Origin of the sequence: Bradyrhizobium sp. CCH5-F6 (assembly GCF_001556045.1) — a bacterium.
GTDB lineage: Bacteria > Pseudomonadota > Alphaproteobacteria > Rhizobiales > Xanthobacteraceae > Bradyrhizobium.
In genome coordinates, this window is record NZ_LSIC01000057.1 from 1 (window position 1) to 22,175 (window position 22,175).

Consider the following 22,175-nt stretch of genomic DNA (forward strand, 5'->3'; position numbering starts at 1 on the left):
GTGTTGGCGCACGCCTGCGCGGCCACGAGTTCCATTACTCCACGATCGTGGCGCAGCCCGATGCGCCGCTGGCGGTCGTGCAGGACGCGACCGGCGCCGTCATCGCCGAGACCGGCTCGCGGCGTGGCAATGCCACCGGCACGTTCTTCCATCTGATCGCGGAGGACCGGTGAGCGGGTTTGTCTCCTTCATCTCCGCCGGCCCCGGCGATCCCGACCTGCTCACGATGAAGGGCGCCGCACGCCTCCGCGAGGCCGACGTCGTGCTCTATGACGACCTCGCTTCCGGCGCGATTCTCGATCTCGCTCGTCCGGGTGCCAATCTCGTCGCGGTCGGCAAGAGAGCAGGGCGGGCCTCGACCAAGCAGCACCACGTCAACCGCCTTTTGGTCGATTATGCCGCAACCGGCGCGCGCGTCGTGCGGCTGAAGTCCGGCGATGCCGGCATTTTCGGCCGGCTCGAGGAGGAGCTGGAGACGCTCCGCGAAGCCGGCATCGGCTACGAGATCGTTCCCGGCGTCACCGCGGCCTGCGTTGCGGCGGCGCATGCCGGCATTCCCCTGACCCGCCGGCATACCTCGCGCCGGGTGCAGTTCATCACGGGGGCTGATGTCAGCGGCGAGCTGCCGCCCAATTTGAATTGGGCGGCGCTGGCAGATCCGGAGGCGACCACCGTGGTCTATATGGGCCGGCGCACCTTTCCGGCGCTTGCCGCAACATTGATCGCGCACGGCCTTGCCCCGGGCACCCCCGCGCTGCTCGCCGAATCTCTCGGCCGTGCCGACGAGCGGCTGATCCGCACCACCATCGCCGAGCTCGCCGAGCAGATTGCCCGAGGCGGCGCCGCTTCGACCGCGGCCGTGATCCTGTTCGGCGCGCTGGCGGGGGATTATTCGTCATGACGACCGCGGCAGCCCTTCGCCCCTTGACGCCGGCTCTGCGAAAGGGGCACACAGGAGAGGCATGGTGCTCGACACGGCGCACAGCGCCGGAGCATAATCGGGAATGGGGATGGGCGGACCCAGTTGCGGCGCTCAAAACCCCAGCCGCCCCCGCGACTGTAAGCGGTGAGGGACTCCGATCAGCCACTGAGCCGCGAGGCTCGGGAAGGCCGGAGAATCCCAGTGAGCCGCGAGCCAGGAGACCGGCCGTGCACGTTTTGAGGCCAACGCCGTCGGGTGTGACGGCAGGAAGGATCTAAGCCATGCATATCGAACCCGGAATCGTGACGGGCGCCAAGCTCGTGCTGAGTTACGCAACCGGCATCGCCGCCGGCGGCGTCGCGCTGAAGCTTGCCGCCGAAACCGTCCGCGAGCAGGGCGTCGGCTCGTTCGCGGCGCGCACCTTGGCCACCACGGGCCTCGTCTTCACCTTCTTCCAGGTGCTGCCGCATTTCCCGGTCGGCGTCTCCGAGGTGCACTTCATCCTCGGCTCGACCTTGTTCCTGCTCTTTGGTGCTGCGCCCGCCGCCTTCGGCCTCGCGTTCGGCCTGCTGCTCCAGGGTGTGTTGTTCGAGCCGGCCGACCTGCCACAATACGGCATGAACGTCACCACGCTGCTGGTGCCGCTGTTCGCGATCCAGGCGATCGCCACGCGCATCATTTCGCGCAACACCGCCTATGTCGATCTGAAGTACGGTCAGGCGCTGGCGCTGTCGACGACTTATCAAGCGGGCGTTGTCGCCTGGGTGGCGTTCTGGGCGCTCTACGGTTCCGGCTTTGCCATGAGCAACCTCGCCAACATCGCGACGTTCGCGGCCTCCTATGCGCTGGTCATCGTGATCGAACCGCTGGCCGACCTCGCAGTGCTGGCGCTGGCGAAGTCGTTGCGCGGCGTCACCGCGCCCGGCCTGGTCACTCCTCGCCTGCACAACGGCACCTAAGAGCCAAGCGAAAGGGCGGCTGTTGCCGCCCGTCGCGCTCGCGATGCTCACGCTCTCCCTGATAGGCATCGGTTGCGGCGATCCCGAGCAGCTCACACGCGCCGCGATCGGTGCCATCAACGCGGCCGATCTCGTCCTGATCCCGCGCAAGGGGACGGCGAAGTCCGATCTTGCCGACCTCAGGCGAACGATCTGCGCGAACGTGCTCACCAATGCGAGCACGCGCATCGCCGAGTTCGACTTGCCTGTGCGCGACGCAGGCGAGACGGACTACCGCAAGGGCGTGGACGATTGGCACGACGCCGTGGCCGCGGCCTGGTCGCAAACCATCGCAAATCACCTCGAAGGCGACGGGAAGGTAGCGCTCTTGATCTGGGGCGATCCGTCGCTCTACGATTCCTCGCTGCGCATTGCGCGGCGATTGAATCCGCTGCCGACGATCGAAGTCGTGCCCGGCATCACCTCGATCCAGGCGCTGTGCGCGGCGCATGCGCTGCCGCTCAACGATATCGGCGAACCCTTTTTGGTCACGACAGGCCGCCGTCTGCGCGAAGGCGGCTGGCCGCAGGGTATCGATACCGTGGCGGTGATGCTCGATGGCGGCACGGCGTTCCAGTCGCTCGATCCGGCTGGTCTCTACATCTGGTGGGGCGCCTATCTCGGCATGCCCGAACAGATCGTCATGTCCGGCGCGCTGGCGGAAGTGGGGCCGCGCATCGTCGCGCTGCGACAGGAGACGCGCGAGCGGCATGGCTGGATCATGGACAGCTATATTCTCAAGCGCCGGCCATAAGCGAGGCAGCATGCTCCCCGAATGGGTCTACCAGAAATGCCCCGAGATCTCCGCGCATCATCGCGATGCGGCGATCGCGCGGCAGGCACAGCTGACGAAACCGACCGGCGCGCTCGGCCGGCTCGAACAACTGGCCATCGAGCTTGCGGGCCTGCAAGCGACGGAGCAGCCCCGCGCCGCGCGGGTGCCGATCATCGTCTTCGCCGGCGATCACGGCATCGTCGCGCAAGGCGTGTCGGCCTATCCGCAAGCCGTCACCATCGCGATGATGGCGAATTTTGCCGCGGGCGGCGCCGCGATTTCGGTGCTGGCGCGCGATCTCGGCTCCAGCCTCGAGGTGGTCGACGCCGGCACGCTGGCGCAGGAGGCGATGCCGGGCATCGTCACCGACAAGCCGCGCAGCGGCACGCGCGATTTCAGCGTCGAGCCTGCGCTCACCCCCACGGAGTTGGCTTTCGCGTTCGAGGCCGGGCAACGCGCAGTCGCGCGAGCCGAAGCAAGTCGGCCCGATCTTCTGATCTTCGGCGAGATGGGCATCGGCAACACCACGACCTCGGCGGCGATCGCCGCCAGCCTGCTCGGCGTGAGCGCGGAGGAAATCGCCGGCAGCGGCACCGGCGTCGATACCGCTGGTCGTACGCACAAGGCACGCGTGATCGATGCTGCAATTGCGCGCCATGGCGTTGCGGGCGCATCGCCGGAAAATATCCTGTGCGCCGTCGGGGGCCTCGAGATCGCGGCGATCTCAGGCGCGATCATCGCGGCCGCGCAAGCCCGCATTCCCGTGTTGATCGACGGCTTCATCGTGTCCGTCGCGGCGCTGGCGGCAGTACGTCTCAATCCGTCCTGCCAGCCGTTCCAGCTCGCCTCGCATCAATCGGCGGAGCAGGGGCACCGGCTGGTGCTGCGCGCGCTGAACGTGCAGCCGCTGATCAGCCTCGATCTCAGGCTCGGCGAGGGATCGGGCGCCGCCATCGCGCTGCCGCTGGTCCGCTCGGCCTGCGCGCTTCACAACGGCATGGCGACGTTTGCGCAGGCCAATGTGCCGGACCGACCAGCCTGATGCGGCTCACGCCATGCGCTGGTTGACGGAGACGACACGCCAGCCGGCCGCAAGCCGGTCGATCCGGGTCAACGACAGCGGATCGATCACGAAGCGCAACGCGGCTTGCGGCGCGAGGTCCAGTGCGATGCACAGCGCCGCGCGGATGGTGCCGGAATGCACGACGAGCGTTGCGGAGCCGGCGCCGACCCGCGCGAGCCCCAGCCGGACGCGTGCGATCTGATCTTCAAAGCTCTCGCCGTCCGGCGGCCGTCCATGTGCCGGGTCTCTCCAGAACTGGGTATAAGTCTCACCCTCAGTCGCGGCGAGCTGGTCGTGCCGATGGCCTGTCCAGTCGCCAAAATTCTGCTCGCTGAATTCGGCCATCAGCTCTGGGGTCAGTCCCAGCGCCTGCGCGGTCTCGACCGTGCGTCGCGACGGGCTGGCATAGCTCGCAGCGCCTGTCGGCAGGCACTGCCGCAGCCCCTCCAGTTGCGCGCGATCGCCGAGATCAGCCGGCGCGTCGGCCGCATGGATCGTCCCTTTGACGCCGTCGACGGGCGCATGCCGTATCAGCCAGAGGAAGGTCTCGCCTTCCATGCTCCATCTCCAAGGAAGTTGCTCGCTGTGGCATTCACGCCGCGACTGCGACATTGACTCTGTCTCGATGGTAATCCTAGATGGTTTTGACGGTTTCCCCGAGAGGGGATGAAAAGGGAATGCGGTGCGGGGACATTGTCCCCAATGCCGCGGCTGCCCCCCAACTGTAAGCGGCGAATCCTTCGTCAGAAGCCACTCGTTCACCGTCATCGGCTGGCGGCGTTTGCGTCAATCCAATCCGGTCTTGCTCGGCGCCCAATAGGCCTTGGTCCTCGTCCGCGATGTTGCGACGCCGGCCGCTTTCAGGGCCCGGCTGATGCGCTGGATCGACGAAGCCTTGCCGGTCAGGACGAAATGCGCGCTCGCGGAAAAGCGCAGCAGTTCGGCCTCGACGGCTGCGAGATGGGCATCCTCGGCGCTGCGCGCGATCAGTGTCGAACTGCCGAGACCGATTGCCGCCAGTACGGGAACTGCTTCTGCGGCATCCGAAACTTCGAACACGTAGATTGTACCACCCGCCGGCCGGCTCTCCCGGAGTGCCGAAGCGAGGCCGAATGAAGTTTCATCGCCGAACAAAACCGTGGGCGTTTCTCCGGGGGAAAGATCCAGTGAGCGGCGCGGGCCGAAGAACCGGCACATGTCACCTTCCTGCAAGCTGCTTGCCCATCGGCTGCCAGGACCGCTGCCGTGCGCGAAAGCCAGCAATGTCGTGCGGCCGTTCTCCGCGTCCCACGACATCGGCGTGTAGGTTCGCGCGCTCAGGCCGGATCCCATCGCGACCTGGATCTTCTGGCCCACATTCCACGCGAGGCCCTTGAGTGCGTCGCCCTCGAGCGCGATCGACCGAAAGCGGGGCGAGAGCACCTCGATCCCGGCGATGCTTGCAGGGCGCATCAGCCATTGCAGCAACATGCGCGTGACCCGTCCCTGTGGCGGCTTCGATGGCTCGGACATCCGGGGTTGGTCGGGCTCGTTCAAAGCCTGGCTCCAGTCATTGAGATCTCAGCGGTTGCCGGGACTACTTGGTCCTGATGGTCAGTTCGTTGCCGCGCGCCGGATTGAACGGCAGTGGCAGCGAGAGATAGCCGTTCTGGGAATCGCGGACGTAGTCGATATAGCCGGACGCCTCCTCGAACGCGTTCTCGCCGACGATAAGCGTGCCGGGCCTCATGTGCGGCTCCAGCAGCTTGAGCACGGGAAGATAGAGCGTGAAAGCGCCGTCGAGCATCACCATGTCGATGTCGCCGCCGACGCCGGGCTTGAGGGTCTCGCGCGCGTCGCCGACGCGAAATTCGACCAGGTCGTCGAGCCCTGCGGCAGCGAGGTTGGCGCGCGCACGCACGATCTTGGCGGGCTCGAGATCGGTCCCGATCAGGCGGCCGCCGCCCATGTCGCGCAAGGCAGCGGCCATGTAGATGGCGGATATCCCCATCGAAGAGCCGAACTCCACGATGCGCGTCGCCTTGCAGGCGCGGGCGCAGAGGTAGAGAAACCGACCGAATTCGGGAGAGACATTCAGAAAATTGTCCGCGAGCTCGCGATAGACCCCCGTGAGATCCCTGGTCTCGGATTCGATGAAGTGGCTGATGGCGCCCTGATGATCGGCTGCGTCGCCCATGGCTTGCATCAGCGGCGCATCGGCCGCCTCCGCTTCCCGATGAAGACGAAGGAGAACGTCTGCGACAAGGCCGCGGCTGAGGGAATCCATGTTTCTCGGCTCCGGAAAATGCGCCCGCGGACGGGCCTTGGAGCCTGAATACGGAATCGGTCTGCCGGCCGCATTCCGCGAACGTGACAATCGATTGCGATTTCCGGTCAGTGCGCGAGGACGCGGCGCTCCGCGAGGTATCGCGCGGGCGGCTTGCCCAGGGCTTTGCGGAACATGGTGACGAAGGCGCTCGCGCCCTCATAGCCGAGATCGAGCGCCACAGCCTGCACCGACGCTCCCTGGTCGAGGCGCTGAAGCGCAATCAGGATGTGGAGTTGCTGGCGCCAGCGGCCGAAGCTCATGCCGGTCTCGCGTTTCAGGATGCGGGTCAGCGTCCTCGGAGCGACGGCCATGCGGCTGGCCCACTCGTCGATCGTCGCGCGGTCGGAGGGATCGGCGATCATCGCACTCGCGATCCTGCGCAGCCTGGCATCGGCCGGCATCGGGAAGCTCAGCTCTTCGGTGGGCGCCAGCGCCAGCTGGTCGAGCAGGACAGTTGCGATCCGCCCGTCGGGGCCGTCGGTATCATACAGGGCCGGCATCCGGGTGACGTGCACCAGCAGACGTTCCAGCAGCGGCGAGATCGACAGCGTGCAGCATTGCCGGGGCGGCCTTGGCACCACACCCGGTTCGACGAACAGGCAATACACTTCGACGTTCCCGGCGACGCTGACACTGTGCGGGACATTTCGGGGAATCCAAAGGCCACAGCGCGGCGGCACGATCCAGACACCCGGGCCGGCCTCGCAGCGAACGACGCCCCGCAAGGTCAGGACGAGCTCGTCCTTGCAATGGGTGTGCATGGCAAGCTCCGTGCCCTTGGTGACCATCTCTCCGCCGAAGGCGGCGATGGCGCGCGGCACGTCCTCCGGATCGAAATCGATAGCATCATCGGGACGAAGATCGTTTTCGTTGATCCGGAAGAAGGGCATGGTGGCGATGGTCGATCCGATGACGATTGGCTGGCTCCGGCAATATCGTGACCGAGCTATCGACTTTCAATGAGGAAGGTGCCAGCCTCGATTGGTTCTAACAGGCCATTCCCGTCGGCCTCCGTGATCAGGGCAGCTGAGGGCATCAGCGATGCCTTGCGCCGGCGTCATTGATCCCTTTTCGCCGGAAGCCTTTCGGTGTAGCTCTACGCCGGCTTGAAACGGCGGACGCCAATGCCGCCGCCGAAACCATGCAGGAGGCAGCACGGATGTATCCGAAAGTTCAGATGTTCATCGCCGGCGAGTGGACCGATGGTTCGTCCGGCAAGTCGGAGGACATCCTCAATCCCGCCACCGGCCAGCCGATCGGCAAGACCCCGCATGCCTCGCGCGGAGATCTCGACCGCGCGCTGGACGCCGCCAAGGCCGGCTTCGAGGTGTGGCGCAAGACCTCGCCGTTCGATCGTTACAAGCTGATGCGCAAGGCCGCCGACATCATCCGCTCCCGCGCCGCCGAGATTGCGCCCGTGATGACCATGGAGCAGGGCAAGCCGGTGGTGGAAGCGCAGGGCGAGACCATGCTGGCCGGCGACCTCATCGACTGGTTCGCGGAAGAGGCGCGCCGCGCCTATGGCCGCATCGTGCCGCCGCGGATGGGCAATGTCTCGCAACTCGTGACCAAGGAGCCGGTCGGCCCGGTCGCGGCCTTCACGCCCTGGAATTTCCCGATCAATCAGGCGGTGCGGAAGATCTCGGCCGCGCTTGCCGCCGGCTGCTCGATCATCGTCAAGGGCCCGGAAGAAACCCCTGCGAGCTGCATGGAGCTGGTGCGCGCCTATGCGGACGCCGGCATTCCGCCTGGAGTCGTCCAGCTGGTGTTCGGGGTGCCTTCGGAAGTGTCGGAATATCTCATTCCCCATCCGGTCATCCGCAAGATCAGCTTCACCGGCTCGACCGCGGTCGGCAAGCATCTGGCCGCGCTCGCCGGCTGCACATGAAGCGCGTCACCATGGAGCTCGGCGGCCATGCGCCGGCGATCGTGTTTGCGGACGCCGATCTCGACAACGCCGCAAAAATCCTGTCGGCCAACAAGTTCCGCAACGCCGGCCAGGTCTGCGTCTCACCGACGCGCTTCCTGGTGCATGAGAGCGTCTACGAGCCTTTCGTCGACAAGTTCGTGGCGGCGGCAAAGAGCCTCAAGGTCGGCAACGGTCTCGACAAGGAGACCCGCATGGGGCCGCTGGCGAACCCGCGCCGCGTCGACGCCATGGAGGGCTTCGTCTCCGACGCGGTCCAGCGCGGCGCCAAGGTCAAGGCCGGCGGCAAGCGTATCGGCAATGAAGGCTTCTTCTTCGAGCCGACGGTGCTCACGGACGTGCCGCGCGACGCGCGGATCATGAACGAGGAGCCGTTCGGCCCGCTCGCACCGATCACCGCCTTCCGCAGCTATGACGAGGTGGTGGCCGAGGCCAACCGCCTGCCTTATGGGCTCGCGGCCTATGCCTACACGACCTCGACCAAGACGATGCAGGCCATCGGTGCCGACATCGAGAGCGGCATGGTCTCGATCAACCATCACGGCCTCGCGCTGCCTGAAGTGCCGTTCGGCGGCATCAAGGATTCCGGTTACGGCTCCGAAGGCGGCCTCGAGGCGATCGAGGGTTACCTCAACACGAAGTTCGTGACCCAGGCGAGCGCCTAAGGAAAAGTCGCGTCGTGATTTCGGGGCGCGCGCCAAGGAGCGCGCCCCGGAACGGCGGCGGGTAGCACCTGCGTTGCCTGGCAGGCGAGACATGAACAACAGCCGTCACCCGAGCAAGCGCCTGTCCCTTGCCGGGATGCATATCGACCGGACCTCCGCGGTGCCGCTGCACTTGCAGATCGCGAAGCATATCCGGGACGGCATTTTGTGCGGCGCCTTTCCCGCAGGAACACACTTTCTCGGTTCGCGCGAGATCGCGCGCGAACTGGGATGCTCGCGGACCGTCGTGCTGACGGCCTGGGATCTGCTCTACGCCGAGGGCTATCTCGAATCGACGCCGCGCGGCAGCGTCATGGTGGCATCGGTTGGGTCGCCTCATGCCGAGCCATCGTCCAGCTTGTCTGCGGCCAGGCCCGCCCACATGTCGGAGCGCTGGCGATCGCTGCTGGACTCCAACTACGAGACCAACTGGCCGTCGGAGTTCAGTCCGGGCGCACCTGACATTTCAACCTTTCCCTTCAAGGATTGGTCGCGCTTGCTGCGCCAGACCTGGCAGAATCCAAGGGAGCACGAATGCCTTGATCTTCCGCCCGAAGGCCATCCGCGGTTGCGGAGCGAGATCGCGAACTTCCTCGGCTCCGTGCGCGGTCTCGTTTGCTCGCCTGAAGAGGTGGTCGTCACCTCCGGCACGTCGGGGGCACTGGATTTCTGCAGCCGGATGATCCTCGATCCCGGCGACGAGGTCTGGGTCGAGGAGCCCGGCTTCGTCGAGGCGCGATGGGCGCTCACCGCGGCCGGCGCAAACATCGTTCCGATTCCGGTCGACGACAAGGGGCTGGTCGTCTCGGAAGGGATTCGGCGCGCACCACGCGCGCGGCTGATCGTGGTCACACCGTCGCATCAATACCCGCTCGGGATCAGCATGGGCCTGGAGCGGCGGCTCGAACTTCTCGACTGGGCGAACAGGAACGACGTCTGGGTGATCGAGGATGACTACAATTCGGAGTTCAGGCATCAGGACAGCATGATCGCCTCGCTGCGCTCGCTCGATCGCGAGGGCCGGGTGATCTATTTCGGCACCTTCTCGAAGATCATGATGCCGAACCTGCGGCTCGGATACCTCGTCGCGAACAGGCATTTCATCGAAGGGTTCGCCAAGGGCCGCGCGCGCATCGACGTGCACACATCCGGCATCGGACAGCTTGCTTTGGCGGAATTCATGCGGGAAGGCCATCTGCTGCGGCACCTGCGCGCAATGCGGCGGGTCTATGCCGCGAGGCGAAAGGCGCTGATCGACGCGATCGGAGCCCTGATGCCGGATGATCTGACCGTGTCCTCCGCCGTCACCGGCCTGCACCTGGTGGCGCTGTTCACCGATGCAATGCAGGCGCGGATGAGCGATCGGGAGGCGGCCGCGGTCCTGAAGCAGGCCGGCATCCACGTGCAACCGCTGTCGCAGAATTTTCTGGAACGACCGACGCGGCAAGGCCTGGTGTTCGGGTACGGGCGGCTGCGAGTTGAGGATGCCGCTCCGCTGCTTGCGAGGATTGCAGCCTGCATCGGCCGCGCTTCTCCCAATGCACCATCCGAACCGCGCAAGACGCTCTCTTACTGATCGTACAATAAAGAGAGGCTGAGCCGACCTCCGTGCATAGCTCATAGGCATCTCGATGTCCCGTGCTGCCGATTGATCGCCTGAAAATTAGACAACTGAGTTCGGGCGCTCGAACTACGGCGTAATAGACATCGCGATTTGCTCAGAGAAATCCGTGATGCCCTGCACGTTTCTGGCGTGGAACAGCGTGCGCTCGCGTGCCGTCCGTGCAGGCATTGCTGCACAAAAACGTGCATCCCTTGCTGCGGGCGCTCCGCCTGCGGTCTTCTGGCCCAGTGAATTGCAACAACTCTGGCCCTATCGGAGGGCCACAGCTCTGTCGCACGCTCGCAGGCGGTGGCATGACAGGGGATGCATGATGAGCGCTCTCGGTTCGGCATTCGAGGTTGCGATGGACGGGAAGGGCCCGGCGTCCGGTTCGGACGTCACGCATAGCTGACGCCACACATGAGCTCCCCTGAAAACCACTGGGAAGTCGGCACCGATATCGGTGGCACCTTCACCGATATCATTGCCATCAGGCGCGATTCCGCTGAGGCCCGGATCGCGAAAGTGCCGTCGCGCCCTCAGGCGCCGGTTCAGGCGATGCTGGAGGCGATCGAGGCGGTGGGCCTGCGCAAGAGCGAGGTCAGGCGCTTCGTCCACGGCACCACGCGCGTCACCAACGCGATCGTCGAGAACCGGCTGCCGAAGGTCGCACTGGTCGCGACCGAAGGCTTTGCCGACGTGCTCGAGATTGCCCGCTATCGCCGGCGCGATCTCTATCGTCTCGACGTCCCGCCCAAATCGCCGCCGCTGGTGCCGCCGGAACGATGCTTCGGGCTTGCCGAGCGTCTCGATCACGAGGGACGGGTGCTGAAGGCGCTGGAAGAAGCGGAGATCGAGCGTCTGGTGGCCTGGCTGAAGGAGACCGGCGTGCAGAGTGTCGCGGTGGCCTTGCTTCACGCCTACGCCAATCCGGTCCACGAGAAGATGCTCGGCGAGCGCCTCAAGCACGTCGTCGCCCATGTCTCGCTGTCGCACGAGGTCAATCCCGAGGCACGCGAATATGAGCGGACTTCGGCGACCGCGTTCAACGCGGCCGCGATGCCGATCGCGGTCGAGTATCTGAGCGAGCTGGAGCAGCGGCTGCCGATCGGTCCGGGGCTGCAAGTGTTTCATTCCGCCGGCGCCATGATCCCCATCTCGGCGGTGAAGCGGCGACCGCTGGTGATGGCGATGTCGGGACCGGCGGCCGGTGTCTCGGCGTCCGTCAGCATCGCGCGCCAGCTCGGCACCTCGCGGATGCTGACGTTCGACATGGGCGGCACCACCACCGACGTCTGCCTGATCGTCGACGGCCAGGCCGAGATGACCGACGGCCGCATGCTCGGCGACAAGCCGCTGCGCCAGCCGATGCTCGCCGTGCATTCGATCGGTGCGGGCGGCGGATCGATCGTGCGCAACGGTCCCGGCGGCCTGACGGTCGGGCCGGAGAGTGCCGGCTCCGAGCCGGGGCCGGCCTGCTACGGCCGCGGTGGCACGGAACCGACCATCACGGACGCGAACGCCGTGCTCGGCTATCTCAATCCCGAGACCAAGCTTGGTGACCGCATTGGCATCGACATCGAGGCAGCCAGGCGCGTCATCGCGCCGATCGCGGGCGCGCTCGGACTGAGCCTGACGGAAACGGCGCTGGGCATCATCAAGGTCGCGAACGCGACCATGGCCCGGGCGCTCCGCCGCGTCACGGTCGAGCGCGGCATCGATGGACGCGACTGCACGCTGCTCGCCTTCGGTGGCGGCGGCCCGATGCATGCCGCGGGTCTCGCCGATCTCTACGGGATCGCAGAGGTCGTCGTGCCGAGCGCCTCGAGCGCCTTCTCGGCGCTGGGCTGCCTCACCGCCGATTTCAGCTTCCTCCAGCAGCAGACTCTTCGCGCCGCCCTCGACGGCATAGATCTCGCACGCGTATCGGAGCGGATCGAGGCCCTGATTGCCGATGCATCCGCGCCGCTGCTTGCCAATGGCGTTGCGAAGGCGGAGATCCGGGTCGAGCTGGTCGCCTTGATGCGCTACGCGGCGCAGAACGACGCCATCCCGGTGCCCTTCGTCTTGCCGCCCGATGTCGCCAAGCTCAAGCAGGATTTCCTGGCGCGGCATCACGAGCTGTTCGGTTATGCCACGAGCGAGAGCTGCGTCATCGAATCTGTGCGGGTGCAGGCCCGCCGCCCGTCGACCACTGTCGTGAACCGGCCGGCGACGGCAGCGAGGGCCGTGTCTACAGGCAAGCGCATCTGCTCGTTCGACGGCCTGCACGAGATCGAGACTGCGATCATCGACCGTGCTTCGCTGGCAGAGATGGTGAGCGGCCCCGCGATCATCGAAGACGCATGGTCAACCGTGGTCGTACCGCCAGGCTGGCAGGCAAAGCCTGATGTATCTGGCAATCTGTTCCTGACGCGGAGGGGGGCATGAAGCTCGATCCGTTCGTCGTCGAAGTCATCAGGCACGGTCTCTCGGCCGCAGCCGAGGAGATGAGCCTGGTGATGACCCGCTCGGCGCGCTCGCCGCTGTTGCGCGAGGCCGGCGACCTGTCGTCCGCGATTACCGACGGCCACGGCGGTCTGGTCGGGCAGGGGCGCGACATCCCGATCCACCTCGGCGCGATGGCCTACACCATCCCCGAATTGCTGAAGGTGGTGCCGCGCGACAGCCTGAACGACGGCGACGTGCTGATCTACAACGTCGGCGCGCTCGGCGGCAATCATCTCAACGACGTCAAGGTCGTGCGGCCCGTCTTCGTCGACGGCGACATCGTGGCGTTCGCGGTCAGCCTCGCGCACTGGCCCGACATCGGCGGCACCTGGCCCGGCAGCTATTTTGCCAAGGCGATCGACACCTTCCAGGAGGCGATGCGGATTCCGCCGGTGCTGATCGCGACCGCGGCCGGCGTCAATGCGCCCATCGTGCAGCTGCTCAAGGCCAATGTTCGCGACTCCGAATCCTGTGAGGGCGATCTCCTCGCCCAGATCGCCGCGACCAAGGCCGGCGAGCGGCGCATCGTCGAGCTTTGCCGCGAGCACGGCAAAGCGGTATTCACGGCGGCGCAGTCGCGCCTGCACGATCTCTCCGAAATCGAGATGCGCGAGGCGATCCGCGCGCTGCCGGACGGCGTCTACGAGGGCGAGGATTATCTCGACGACGGCAGTGAAAACAACGCACCGGCGCGCATCCATGTGAAGATCACCATTCGCGGCGACGAGGCGACGTTCGACCTCTCCGGAAGCTGCGACCGCGTCTCCAATTTCTGCAACACGACGCCGTTCATGGCGCGCTCGGCCGTCGCCTATGCCGCGCGCATCATGAGCGGGCGCGACATGCAGCAGAACGCCGGCGCGCTCAGGCCACTGACCATCATCACGCGCCCGGGCTCGATCCTGGAGCCCGGATGGACGGCGTCCGTTGCCGCCGGCAATCACGAAACCTCCATGCGGATCGTCGACGCGATTTTCCGCGCGATGCAGGACACCATACCGGAGCGCCTGTCGGCCGGCGGCGCGACCACCGCGGGCGTGCTGTTCTTTGCCGAGCCGCGGCCGAACGGTTCCTGGAAAATGCTCTACGAGGTTCACGGCGGCGGCGAAGGCGCGCGCCACGATCGGGATGGCATGTCGGCCACCCGGGTGCATCTGTCCAACACCTCGAACACGCCGGTCGAGGTGATCGAGGCGAGCTACGCGATCCGGCTCGAGCAGCAGGCCATTCGCAGAAAATCCGGCGGCGCGGGGGCGCATCGCGGCGGTGACGGCTCGGTCCGCACCTACCGCATCCTCGCACATTCGATGCACCTGACCACCTGCATCGAACGGATGGTGATTGCGCCTTGGGGCATGCAGGGCGGCGAATCCGGCAAGGCCTGTCGTATTTCGCTGGTGAGGCAGGGCGCGAACGTCGCGATCGACGGCAAGTCGAATCTGGTGCTGCAGCAAGATGATCTCGTCACGATCGAGATGTGCGGCGGCGGCGGCTACGGCGCTGCGGCCGCAGAGTGAGGGGATTGCGATGAGCAGATTGTTGCGAACCGGGCTGAATGCGGGCGACAGCGCGCCGATGGCCGTGGTCGGCGGCGAGGGCGTCTACTTCCACCTGTCCGATGGCCGCAAGCTCATCGACGGCAGCAACACCGGCGGCGGTCTCGGCCATCGCCATCCCGCAATGGTGGACGCGATCCGCCGCGCGGCGGATACGCCTGTCGTCAACGAAGGCTGGACCTGGGTCGGCCGCGAGCGGGCCGCGGACGATCTGATGGCGACCGCTTTCAAAGGCGAGGAGGACTGGGTCGGCGCGGTGCGATTCTGCATCAGCGGCAGCGAGGCCAACGACATGGCGCTTTCGCTCTGTCAGGCGCTGACGCAGCGGTCCGCCTTGGCGACGCGCGAACGCGCCTATCACGGCATCACCGGCCTGTCGCGCAGCATGACGGTGCAGCCGCAATGGCACGGCGGTCTCGCCGTGCATGCCGGCGGGTCGAAGCTGCCGGCGCCGATGGCGCCGGTCCGGATCCTGCCCGCGCCGGATGGCGCGATCTATGGTGCACCGGCCAACAACAGGCCGCCGAGCGAGTATCTCGCGGATGCCGCGCGGCTGCTCTCGGACACGGCGGCAACCATCATCGACTACACCCAGGGCGGCATCTACTACGACGGCGCCTATCAGGACGAAGTGGCGCGCTGCGCGCGGCAGGCGGGCTCTTACTGGATCGCCGACGAGGTCGTCACTGGCGCGGGGCGCGCCGGCCGCTGGTTCGCGTTCCAGGGGGCGCAAAGCCGCCCGGACATCGTCACGCTGGGCAAGTCGCTCGGCGGCGGCGCGGCGGCGGTGGCGGCGGTCGTGGTGTCCAAGGACATCGTCGAGCGGCTCAAAGGGACGAGCTGGCAGAACTACGGCACTCTGCGCGGCCATCCCATCAGCATGGCAGCCGTCAGCGCCTATCTCAAGGTCGTCACCGAGGACGGGATTCTGGAGCGTGTGCAGCAGCTCGAGAAGCTGTTCATCCGCCGCCTGCTCGCGATCGCGCAGAAGCATCCGAGCGTGCAGCGCGTCGCGGGGCAGGGGCTGCACTGGACGGTGGAGCTGCACGGGCCGGACTGGCGGACCTGGCATGCCGACACCACGGAGGTGCCGATCGCCTCGCGCGTCGCGGAGCGGGCGCTGGAAGCCGGTGCGGTGATCGGTACCAGCGGCGAGCAGACGTCGCTGTTTCTGGCGCCACCGCTCGTCATTTCCGATCGCGAGGCTGACCAGCTTCTGGACGCGCTCGATCACGGACTCGATATCGCCGACGAGGAGCACGGGTGAGCGCGGATCACGCAACGCCACGTCGGTCGCCGGCCTGGCCCGCTGATGAGCCCTGGCATCTCGCGATGCCGGAGGGAACGCTTTACGATGCGCTGGCGCGCGCTGCACGTGAACGACCGTCGCATCCGGCGACGGTGTTTTACGGCGCGAGCCTCGGCTACGCCGAGCTGCGCGACCGCGTCGATGCCATGGCCGGCTTCCTGCAAGCCTGCGGCGTCAAGCGAGGTGACCGCGTTCTGATCGCGCTTCAGAACTCGCCGCAATATGTCATCGCCTACTACGCGGTGATGCGGGCGGATGCCGTGATCGTACCCGTCAATCCCATGAACAAGACCGACGAGATCGCGTATCTTGCTGTCGACAGCGGAGCCAGGGTCGCGCTCATCGGGAGCGAGCTGAGCGATGTGTTTGCCCCGCTGGTGGGCGAGGCCATCGCGCATGCGATCGTCGCGCAATATCGCGAGGAGATCCCAGCCGCGACGCCCTATACGCTGCCATCATGTGTGACGGAAGCGCCGTCCGAGGTGCCGTCATCGCCGGGCTGGCATTCCTGGTCGTCCGCGATCGCACAAGGCGTGAAGCCGAATGTGATGACCGCGGGGCCGGACGATCTCATGATCCTGCCCTACACCTCGGGTACCACAGGCAAGCCCAAGGCGTGCATGCATACGCATCGCAGCGCGCTGTTCACCGCGGTCTTGCAGGCGCGCTGGTATCGGCTCGGCGGCGACGACGTGATGACCGGCTTCATGCCGCTGTTCCATGTTGCGGGCATGCAGGGCTCGATGAATGCGGCGATGGTCACTGGGGCCACGCTGCTCTTGATGGCGCGCTGGGACAAGGATCTGTTGCCGGATCTGTTCGAGACCTATGGCGTGACGTTCTGGAACGCCGCGCCAACCATGATCGTCGACGTGCTCGCCAGCGCCCGGTTCCGCGACAAATGCTTTGCGAAGCTCAAGGTTCTGACCGGCGGCGGCGCCGCGATGCCGACCGCGGTCGCCGAACGGCTCAAGGGGCGCTTCGGGCTGGATTTCGTCGAGGGCTACGGCATGACCGAGACGATGTCACCGACGCATATCAACCCGATGGCGGCGCCGAAGCGGCAGTGCCTCGGCATCGCCGTGCAGGAGACCGACGCAAGGGTCGTCGATCCCGAGAGCCTGATCGAGCTCGGCGACAACGTGGTCGGCGAAATCGTCGTGCACGGACCGCAGGTATTGCAGGGTTATTGGAACAGGCCGCAGGCGAATGCCGAAGCCTTCATCGAGCTTGACGGCAAGCGGTTCCTGCGTACGGGCGATCTCGGCTACCGTGACGCCGAAGGCTATTTCTTCGCCGTCGATCGCCTGAAGCGCATGATCAACGTCAGCGGCTTCAAGGTGTGGCCGGCCGAGGTCGAGGCCGCGATGTATCAGAACCGCGCCATCCGGGAGTGCTGCATCATTTCGGCGCCGGACAACTACCGCGGCGAGACCGTCAAGGCGCTGGTCGTGCTGGATGAGGCGGCGCGGGCAACGATATCGCCCGATGACATCGTTGGCTGGGCGCGTGGCGCGATGGCCAGCTACAAGGCGCCACGCACGGTCGTCTTCGTCGACCAGCTGCCGCGCACCGCGAGCAACAAGATCAACTGGCGGCTGCTGCAGGACGCCGAATGGGGGCGAACGGCATGAAAGCTGCTTGGCTGGAAAACGGATGCAAGGCGGCGTTATGCTGCCGGTACGCCCTTGAAGCTGCGATCCCCAGCCTCGCCAGAAAATTCGTGAAGAGATCAGGAATTCGCTGATGCGCATCGTCAATGTCGCCGCCGCCCAGATGGGCCCGATCCAGAAAGCCGACAGCCGCGAGGCCGTGGTCAAGCGCATGATCGCGCTGATGGACGAGGCCAAGAGCAAGGGCGCCGACTTGATCGTCTATCCCGAGTTGGCGCTGACGACATTCTTCCCGCGCTGGTATGTCGAGGACCGGGCCGAGTTCGATGTCTGGTTCGAGCGGGAGATGCCGAATGCGGCGACGAAGCCGTTGTTTGAACGCGCGGCGCAGCACGGAATGGCGATGAATTTCGGCTATGCGGAGCTGACGCCGGACGGTCATCACTTCAACACCGCGGTTCTCACCGACAAGTCCGGCAAGATCGTCGGCAAATACCGTAAGGTCCATCTGCCGGGACACGTGGAATACGACACCAAGCGCTCGCACCAGCATCTGGAGAAGCGCTATTTCGAGCCCGGCGATCTCGGCTTCAAGGTCTGGCGCGAGCTCGGCGGCATCATCGGCATGGCGATCTGCAACGACCGCCGCTGGCCCGAGACCTATCGCGTCATGGGCTTGCAGGGCGTCGAGATGGTGCTGATCGGCTACAACACGCCGTCCGTGAATGCCGAGAAGAGCGAAGAGGGCGTCGAAAAGCGCCTGTTCCACAATCGCCTTTCGGTGCAGGCCGGCGCTTACCAGAACGCGACCTGGGTGGTCGCGGTGGCCAAGGCTGGCGTCGAGGACGGCCATCCGCTGTTCGGCGGCAGCCTGATCGTCGATCCCAACGGCGAGATCGTTGCAGAAGCGAAGACGGAGGAGGACGAGCTTCTGGTCCATCCCTGCGATCTCGATGCCACAATCTTCGGCAAGACCACGATTTTCGATTTCGCCCGGCATCGCCGCATCGAGCATTACGGCCTGATCACCAGCCAGACCGGCGCGGTGCCGCCACCGGAGACGTGACGCCGATGGCTGGCAAAGGCATCTCCCTGCGCGAGCTGGACGCGCGTGACCGCTACAAGCTGCTCTGCGGCGTTGTGGTGCCGCGGCCGATCGCGCTGGTGACGACGCTGGACGAGAACGGAGCTGTCAATGCCGCGCCGTTCAGCTTCTTCAACGTCTTCTCGGAAAGCCCCGCGCTGATCGTGCTCGGGCTTCAGCACAAGCCCGATCACAGCCCGAAGGACACGACGCGCAACATCCATCGGGACGGCGAGTTCGTCGTGCACATGGTGGATGAAGCGCTGTCGGTGGCGATGAACGACTGCGCGGTCGATTTCCCCTCCGGGGACAGCGAGGTCGCCGCGACCGGGCTTGCCACGCTTCCGTCAGTGGACGTGAAGGTGCCGCGCCTCGCCGCGGCGCCGTTCGCGCTGGAATGCCGACGCCATGTGGTGCTGACCTTCTCGCCGGATCGCGAGCTGCTGGTTGGCGAGGTGCTCAGGGTGCACGCCCGCGAGGGTCTCGTCGACGAGGTCAACATGTATGTCGATCTCGACGCGTACCGGCCGATCGGCCGCATGTTCGGCAACCTCTACACGACGCAGCGGGATACGTTCGCGCTTGTCCGCGAGAGCCACGCGCAATGGCTCGCGCGGCAGGACGCCAAAGAGCTGAAGGACGCCTAGTGAGCCGAGAACTGCACCGTGCCCAGCGCCATGGTGACGGCCGCCTGTGTCGGGTCGATCACGGGGATTTGCAGCGCGTCTTCGAGCGGACGGCGATGACGAGCCATGCCGGCGCAGCCCATCACGATGGCGCGGGCACCGTCCTGGTCGCGCAGGGCACGGCCGACCTCGATCATTTTGGCCAGCGTGCCTTCACCCGAGGCGGTTTCCGCAACGCTCATGTTCAGCGGCCGCTCGCCGGCCAGGCGGTCGGTCAGCCCCATCTGCCTGAGATAGCGCATGTGTCGCGGGATCGAGCGCTGGGCGATCGCGATGACGCCGAAGGTTTCGGCACGGGCGAGCGCGGTGAGCACGCCGCACTCGGCAATGCCGAACACGGGGCGGTCGGTACCTTCACGGCACACCTGAAGCCCGGGATCGCTGTAGCAGGCGATGATGAAGGCGGCCGAGCTGTTGTCGCTTTCGACCAGCCGGCGCAGCGGCATCGCGACGCTGTCGACGTCGGCCTGGCTTTCGATGCCGAAGGGGCCCTCGGCCAGCGTCTGGCAGACCACTTCCGGTCCGCCCTCGAAGTCGAGCGGCTTCAGCGCATCCTCCAGCCCCTGCGTGACCTTGTGGTTGGAGTTCGGGTTGATGACGAGAATGCGCGGCCGGGACATGATGGTCTTCCTGCAAAATGGAGATCACTCGTTTCAGGCATATCATGGAGCGCCTCATGACTGAACCAGTTTACGACCTGATCATCCGCGGTGGCCGCGTCGCCACCACGACAGACGTGTTCGAGGCCGATGTCGCGATTTCCGGCGAGACCATCGCAGCCGTCGGAAAGGGCCTGCCGGCGGCCAAACGCGAGATCGACGCGCGTGGCAAGCTGGTGCTGCCCGGCGGCGTCGACAGTCATGCTCATATCGAGCAGCTCTCCGCTGCCGGCATCATGAATGCCGATACATTCGAGAGCGCGACGGTCTCTGCCGCTTTCGGCGGCACCACCACGGTGATCCCGTTCGCCGCCCAGCATGTCGGCATGAAGCTGCCGCAGGTGGTGGAGGACTATCACGCGCTGGCGAAGAAGGGCGCGGTCATCGACTACGCCTTTCACATGATCATTGCGGACGCGACCAAGGAGACGGTCGAGGAGCACATCCCGGCGCTGGTGAAGCAGGGGCACGCCTCGATCAAGATCTTCATGACCTACGACCGGCTCAAGGTCGACGATGAGCCGCTGCTCGACATCCTCCTCGCGGCCCGCCAGTCCGGCGCGATGCTGTGCGCGCATGCCGAAAATCACGGCATCATCGCCTGGATGGTCAAGCGCCTGCTCGCGCGCGGCTATACCATGCCGAAATACCACGCCGTCAGCCACGCGCGCGTGTCGGAGGCGGAGGCCTTCACCCGGCTGATCGGCATGGCGGCCCTGATCGACCAGCCGATCATGATCTTCCACGTCTCGACCGCCGAAGGCGCCAAGGTGATCCGCGATGCGCGCGGGCAGGGGCTCAAGGTCTTCGCCGAGACCTGTCCGCAGTATCTGTTCCTCACCGCGGACGATCTCGACAAGCCCGGCGCGGAAGGCGCCAAATGGATGTGCAGCCCGCCGCCGCGTACGCATGCAGACCAGGAGGCGCTCTGGCAGGCGCTCTCGCTCGGCGATCTCCAGACCATCTCGTCGGACCACGCGCCGTATCGCTACGACGAGACCGGCAAGCTGCGCGCCGGTCCCAATCCGAACTTCAAGCAGGTCGCCAATGGTCTGCCGGGACTGGAGCTGCGGTTGCCACTGCTGTTCGACGCGATGGTCTCGAATGGGCGGCTGGGCCTGGAGAAATTCGTCGAGCTGACGGCGACTGCCCCGGCAAAGATCTACAATCTGCACCCGCGCAAGGGCTCGATCGCGGTCGGCGCCGATGCCGACATCGCGATCTGGGATCCGAACCGCGAGGTGACCATCACGGATGCGATGATGCACGATCTCACCGGCTACACGCCCTTCGCGGGCCGCAAGCTGAAGGGCTGGCCGGTGTCCGTGCTCTCGCGCGGCCGCGTGGTCGTCGAGGACAACAAGTGTCTCGCGAGTGCCGGCAGCGGGAAATTCCTGGCGCGCAGCGGCGGCGAGGCGGCGAAGCCGACCGGCCGGCTCGTTGCCGACATGGATCCGGAACGGAATTTCGGAGCGAAGCTGCTGTGAAGGTGGATCGCGCGCGATGAAGATCGTCATCTTCGGCGGCACCGGCTTTGTCGGCCTCAACTTGGCGGAGGTGTTGCTCGCGCGCGGCCATGACGTGACACTGTATGATCGTTCGCCGCTGCCGCATGCTGCGCAGCGTTCGCTGGCCGATGATCGCAAGCGGTTGAAGGTCGTGCAGGGCGATATCACAGATGCGGCCGGTATCGACGCCCTCATCGCTGAAGGCTGGGACGCACTTGTGCTTGGTGCGGCGATCACAGCCGGAGATGATCTCGAGAGGGCGTCGCCCGCGCGCGTTCTCGAGATCAACGTCATGGCGCAGATCCCGATCTTGCAAGCGGCGATCCGCCACGGCGTTCGCCGCGTCGTCAATTTGTCCTCGGCGTCCGCCTATGGCGCCGCCGGCCAGCGTCATCAAGTCCTGGACGAGGAGACGCCCTGCGACCCGGTCTCGTTCTACGCCATCAGCAAATTCACGTCGGAGCGGTCGGTCGCGCGCCATGCCGAGCTCTTCGGCGGCGATTTTCTGAGCGTGCGGCTGAGCGCCGTGTTTGGCCCGTGGGAGCGGGCCGGCGCGGTGCGCGATACGCCCAGCCTCCAATTCCAGATCCTGGCAGCGTTCGCCCGCGGCGAGCCGGCGATCATGCCGGCACCGGGACTTAAGGATTGGACCTACGCGGTCGACGCCGCCGAGGCCGTGGCTGTGCTGATCGAGGCCGAGCGGCCACGCCATCGGCTCTACAATATCTCCAGCGGTGCGGGCTGGTCGGCGCTGCAATGGGGCGAGGCCTTTGCGGCACTTCATTCCGGCCTGCACTGCCGGCTTGCGAACCCGGGCGAGAAAACCGTCATCAAGCTGCATGGCGGCGATCGTGCCCCGCTCTCGGTTGCGCGGATGGCCGACGAATTCGGCTGGCGGGCGCGGTTCGGCTGCGCCGAGTCGGCCGCCGCGATGAGCGCCTGGTGGATGCAGCACAAGGAGGGGATCTGA

At 66.1% G+C, this 22,175-nt stretch carries 18 protein-coding genes, 2 pseudogenes and 2 riboswitches; of the genes and pseudogenes, 15 read left to right on the forward strand and 5 right to left on the reverse strand.

All coding sequences use genetic code 11. The features are described 5' to 3' along the window. The 5 genes and pseudogenes from AX729_RS38545 to cobT form a co-directional block, all read left to right on the forward strand. Positions 1 to 173: pseudogene (locus AX729_RS38545) on the forward strand (cobyrinate a,c-diamide synthase); the annotation flags it as partial. Further along, complete coding sequence (cobA, locus tag AX729_RS10245; RefSeq protein WP_061022580.1) at positions 170 to 901, forward strand: uroporphyrinogen-III C-methyltransferase; 732 nt, start codon at positions 170 to 172, stop codon at positions 899 to 901. The pseudogene AX729_RS38545 and the gene cobA, both read left to right, overlap by 4 nt. A 45-nt stretch (positions 902 to 946) precedes the next feature. After that, a riboswitch (cobalamin riboswitch) is annotated at positions 947 to 1,166 on the forward strand. A 37-nt stretch (positions 1,167 to 1,203) separates the two neighbouring features. Further along, the gene (locus AX729_RS10250) at positions 1,204 to 1,881 is read left to right on the forward strand and encodes an energy-coupling factor ABC transporter permease (protein ID WP_061022582.1); all 678 of its coding nucleotides are present in this window, start codon (positions 1,204 to 1,206) and stop codon (positions 1,879 to 1,881) included. 43 nt (positions 1,882 to 1,924) lie between these two features. Continuing rightward, positions 1,925 to 2,674, forward strand: a complete 750-nt coding sequence (cobF, locus tag AX729_RS10255) for a precorrin-6A synthase (deacetylating) (protein WP_061022655.1) — start codon at positions 1,925 to 1,927, stop codon at positions 2,672 to 2,674. Positions 2,675 to 2,684: 10 nt separating this feature from the next. Then, a complete protein-coding gene (gene cobT, locus AX729_RS10260) occupies positions 2,685 to 3,737 on the forward strand; it encodes a nicotinate-nucleotide--dimethylbenzimidazole phosphoribosyltransferase (RefSeq protein ID WP_061022584.1) in 1,053 nt (350 codons plus the stop codon). Between the two features lie 6 nt (positions 3,738 to 3,743). Here cobT and AX729_RS10265 read toward each other — a convergent pair whose 3' ends face one another. From AX729_RS10265 to AX729_RS10280, 4 genes are all read right to left on the reverse strand, one after another. Further along, positions 3,744 to 4,316 (reverse strand): histidine phosphatase family protein, encoded by a 573-nt coding sequence (locus tag AX729_RS10265; protein ID WP_061022585.1) that lies wholly within the window; start codon positions 4,314 to 4,316, stop codon positions 3,744 to 3,746. A gap of 73 nt (positions 4,317 to 4,389) precedes the next feature. Beyond that, a riboswitch (cobalamin riboswitch) is annotated at positions 4,390 to 4,580 on the forward strand. Beyond that, positions 4,545 to 5,228, reverse strand: a complete 684-nt coding sequence (locus tag AX729_RS10270; RefSeq protein WP_061022586.1) for a siderophore-interacting protein — start codon at positions 5,226 to 5,228, stop codon at positions 4,545 to 4,547. (Overlaps the previous riboswitch by 36 nt.) Before the next feature lie 106 nt (positions 5,229 to 5,334). Continuing rightward, positions 5,335 to 6,024 (reverse strand): O-methyltransferase, encoded by a 690-nt coding sequence (locus AX729_RS10275; protein WP_061022588.1) that lies wholly within the window; start codon positions 6,022 to 6,024, stop codon positions 5,335 to 5,337. Between the two features lie 107 nt (positions 6,025 to 6,131). Further along, on the reverse strand, positions 6,132 to 6,956 hold the full coding sequence (locus AX729_RS10280) for an AraC family transcriptional regulator (RefSeq protein ID WP_061022590.1): 825 nt from the start codon (positions 6,954 to 6,956) through the stop codon (positions 6,132 to 6,134). A 269-nt stretch (positions 6,957 to 7,225) separates the two neighbouring features. Between AX729_RS10280 and AX729_RS10285 the strand changes: the two are divergent. From AX729_RS10285 to AX729_RS10320, 8 genes and pseudogenes are all read left to right on the forward strand, one after another. After that, positions 7,226 to 8,658: pseudogene (locus AX729_RS10285) on the forward strand (NAD-dependent succinate-semialdehyde dehydrogenase). A gap of 91 nt (positions 8,659 to 8,749) precedes the next feature. After that, positions 8,750 to 10,273 (forward strand): MocR-like pyridoxine biosynthesis transcription factor PdxR, encoded by a 1,524-nt coding sequence (gene pdxR / locus AX729_RS10290; protein WP_245325121.1) that lies wholly within the window; start codon positions 8,750 to 8,752, stop codon positions 10,271 to 10,273. 447 nt (positions 10,274 to 10,720) lie between these two features. Next, complete coding sequence (locus tag AX729_RS10295) at positions 10,721 to 12,730, forward strand: hydantoinase/oxoprolinase family protein (RefSeq protein ID WP_061022592.1); 2,010 nt, start codon at positions 10,721 to 10,723, stop codon at positions 12,728 to 12,730. Then, positions 12,727 to 14,307: a hydantoinase B/oxoprolinase family protein gene (locus AX729_RS10300; RefSeq protein WP_061022593.1), complete on the forward strand. Its 1,581-nt coding sequence runs from the start codon at positions 12,727 to 12,729 to the stop codon at positions 14,305 to 14,307. Before AX729_RS10295 ends, AX729_RS10300 begins: the two co-directional genes overlap by 4 nt. Before the next feature lie 10 nt (positions 14,308 to 14,317). After that, on the forward strand, positions 14,318 to 15,613 hold the full coding sequence (locus AX729_RS10305; protein WP_061022595.1) for a class-III pyridoxal-phosphate-dependent aminotransferase: 1,296 nt from the start codon (positions 14,318 to 14,320) through the stop codon (positions 15,611 to 15,613). Further along, entirely contained in the window at positions 15,610 to 17,289 is a 1,680-nt protein-coding gene (locus tag AX729_RS10310; protein WP_061022596.1) for a long-chain-fatty-acid--CoA ligase, read from the forward strand. Before AX729_RS10305 ends, AX729_RS10310 begins: the two co-directional genes overlap by 4 nt. Before the next feature lie 112 nt (positions 17,290 to 17,401). Further along, complete coding sequence (locus tag AX729_RS10315; RefSeq protein ID WP_061022598.1) at positions 17,402 to 18,334, forward strand: N-carbamoyl-D-amino-acid hydrolase; 933 nt, start codon at positions 17,402 to 17,404, stop codon at positions 18,332 to 18,334. Between the two features lie 5 nt (positions 18,335 to 18,339). Then, positions 18,340 to 18,999, forward strand: a complete 660-nt coding sequence (locus AX729_RS10320; protein ID WP_197433569.1) for a flavin reductase family protein — start codon at positions 18,340 to 18,342, stop codon at positions 18,997 to 18,999. Here the strand turns inward: AX729_RS10320 and AX729_RS10325 are convergent. Beyond that, entirely contained in the window at positions 18,996 to 19,658 is a 663-nt protein-coding gene (locus AX729_RS10325; protein ID WP_061022603.1) for an aspartate/glutamate racemase family protein, read from the reverse strand. The two genes, AX729_RS10320 and AX729_RS10325, sit on opposite strands and share 4 nt — an antisense overlap. 56 nt (positions 19,659 to 19,714) lie before the next feature. On the opposite strand from AX729_RS10325, the gene hydA reads away from it, so the two are divergent. Both hydA and AX729_RS10335 read left to right on the forward strand, forming a co-directional pair. After that, positions 19,715 to 21,184: a dihydropyrimidinase gene (hydA, locus tag AX729_RS10330; RefSeq protein ID WP_061022661.1), complete on the forward strand. Its 1,470-nt coding sequence runs from the start codon at positions 19,715 to 19,717 to the stop codon at positions 21,182 to 21,184. A 16-nt stretch (positions 21,185 to 21,200) separates the two neighbouring features. Then, positions 21,201 to 22,175: an NAD-dependent epimerase/dehydratase family protein gene (locus AX729_RS10335; RefSeq protein WP_061022605.1), complete on the forward strand. Its 975-nt coding sequence runs from the start codon at positions 21,201 to 21,203 to the stop codon at positions 22,173 to 22,175.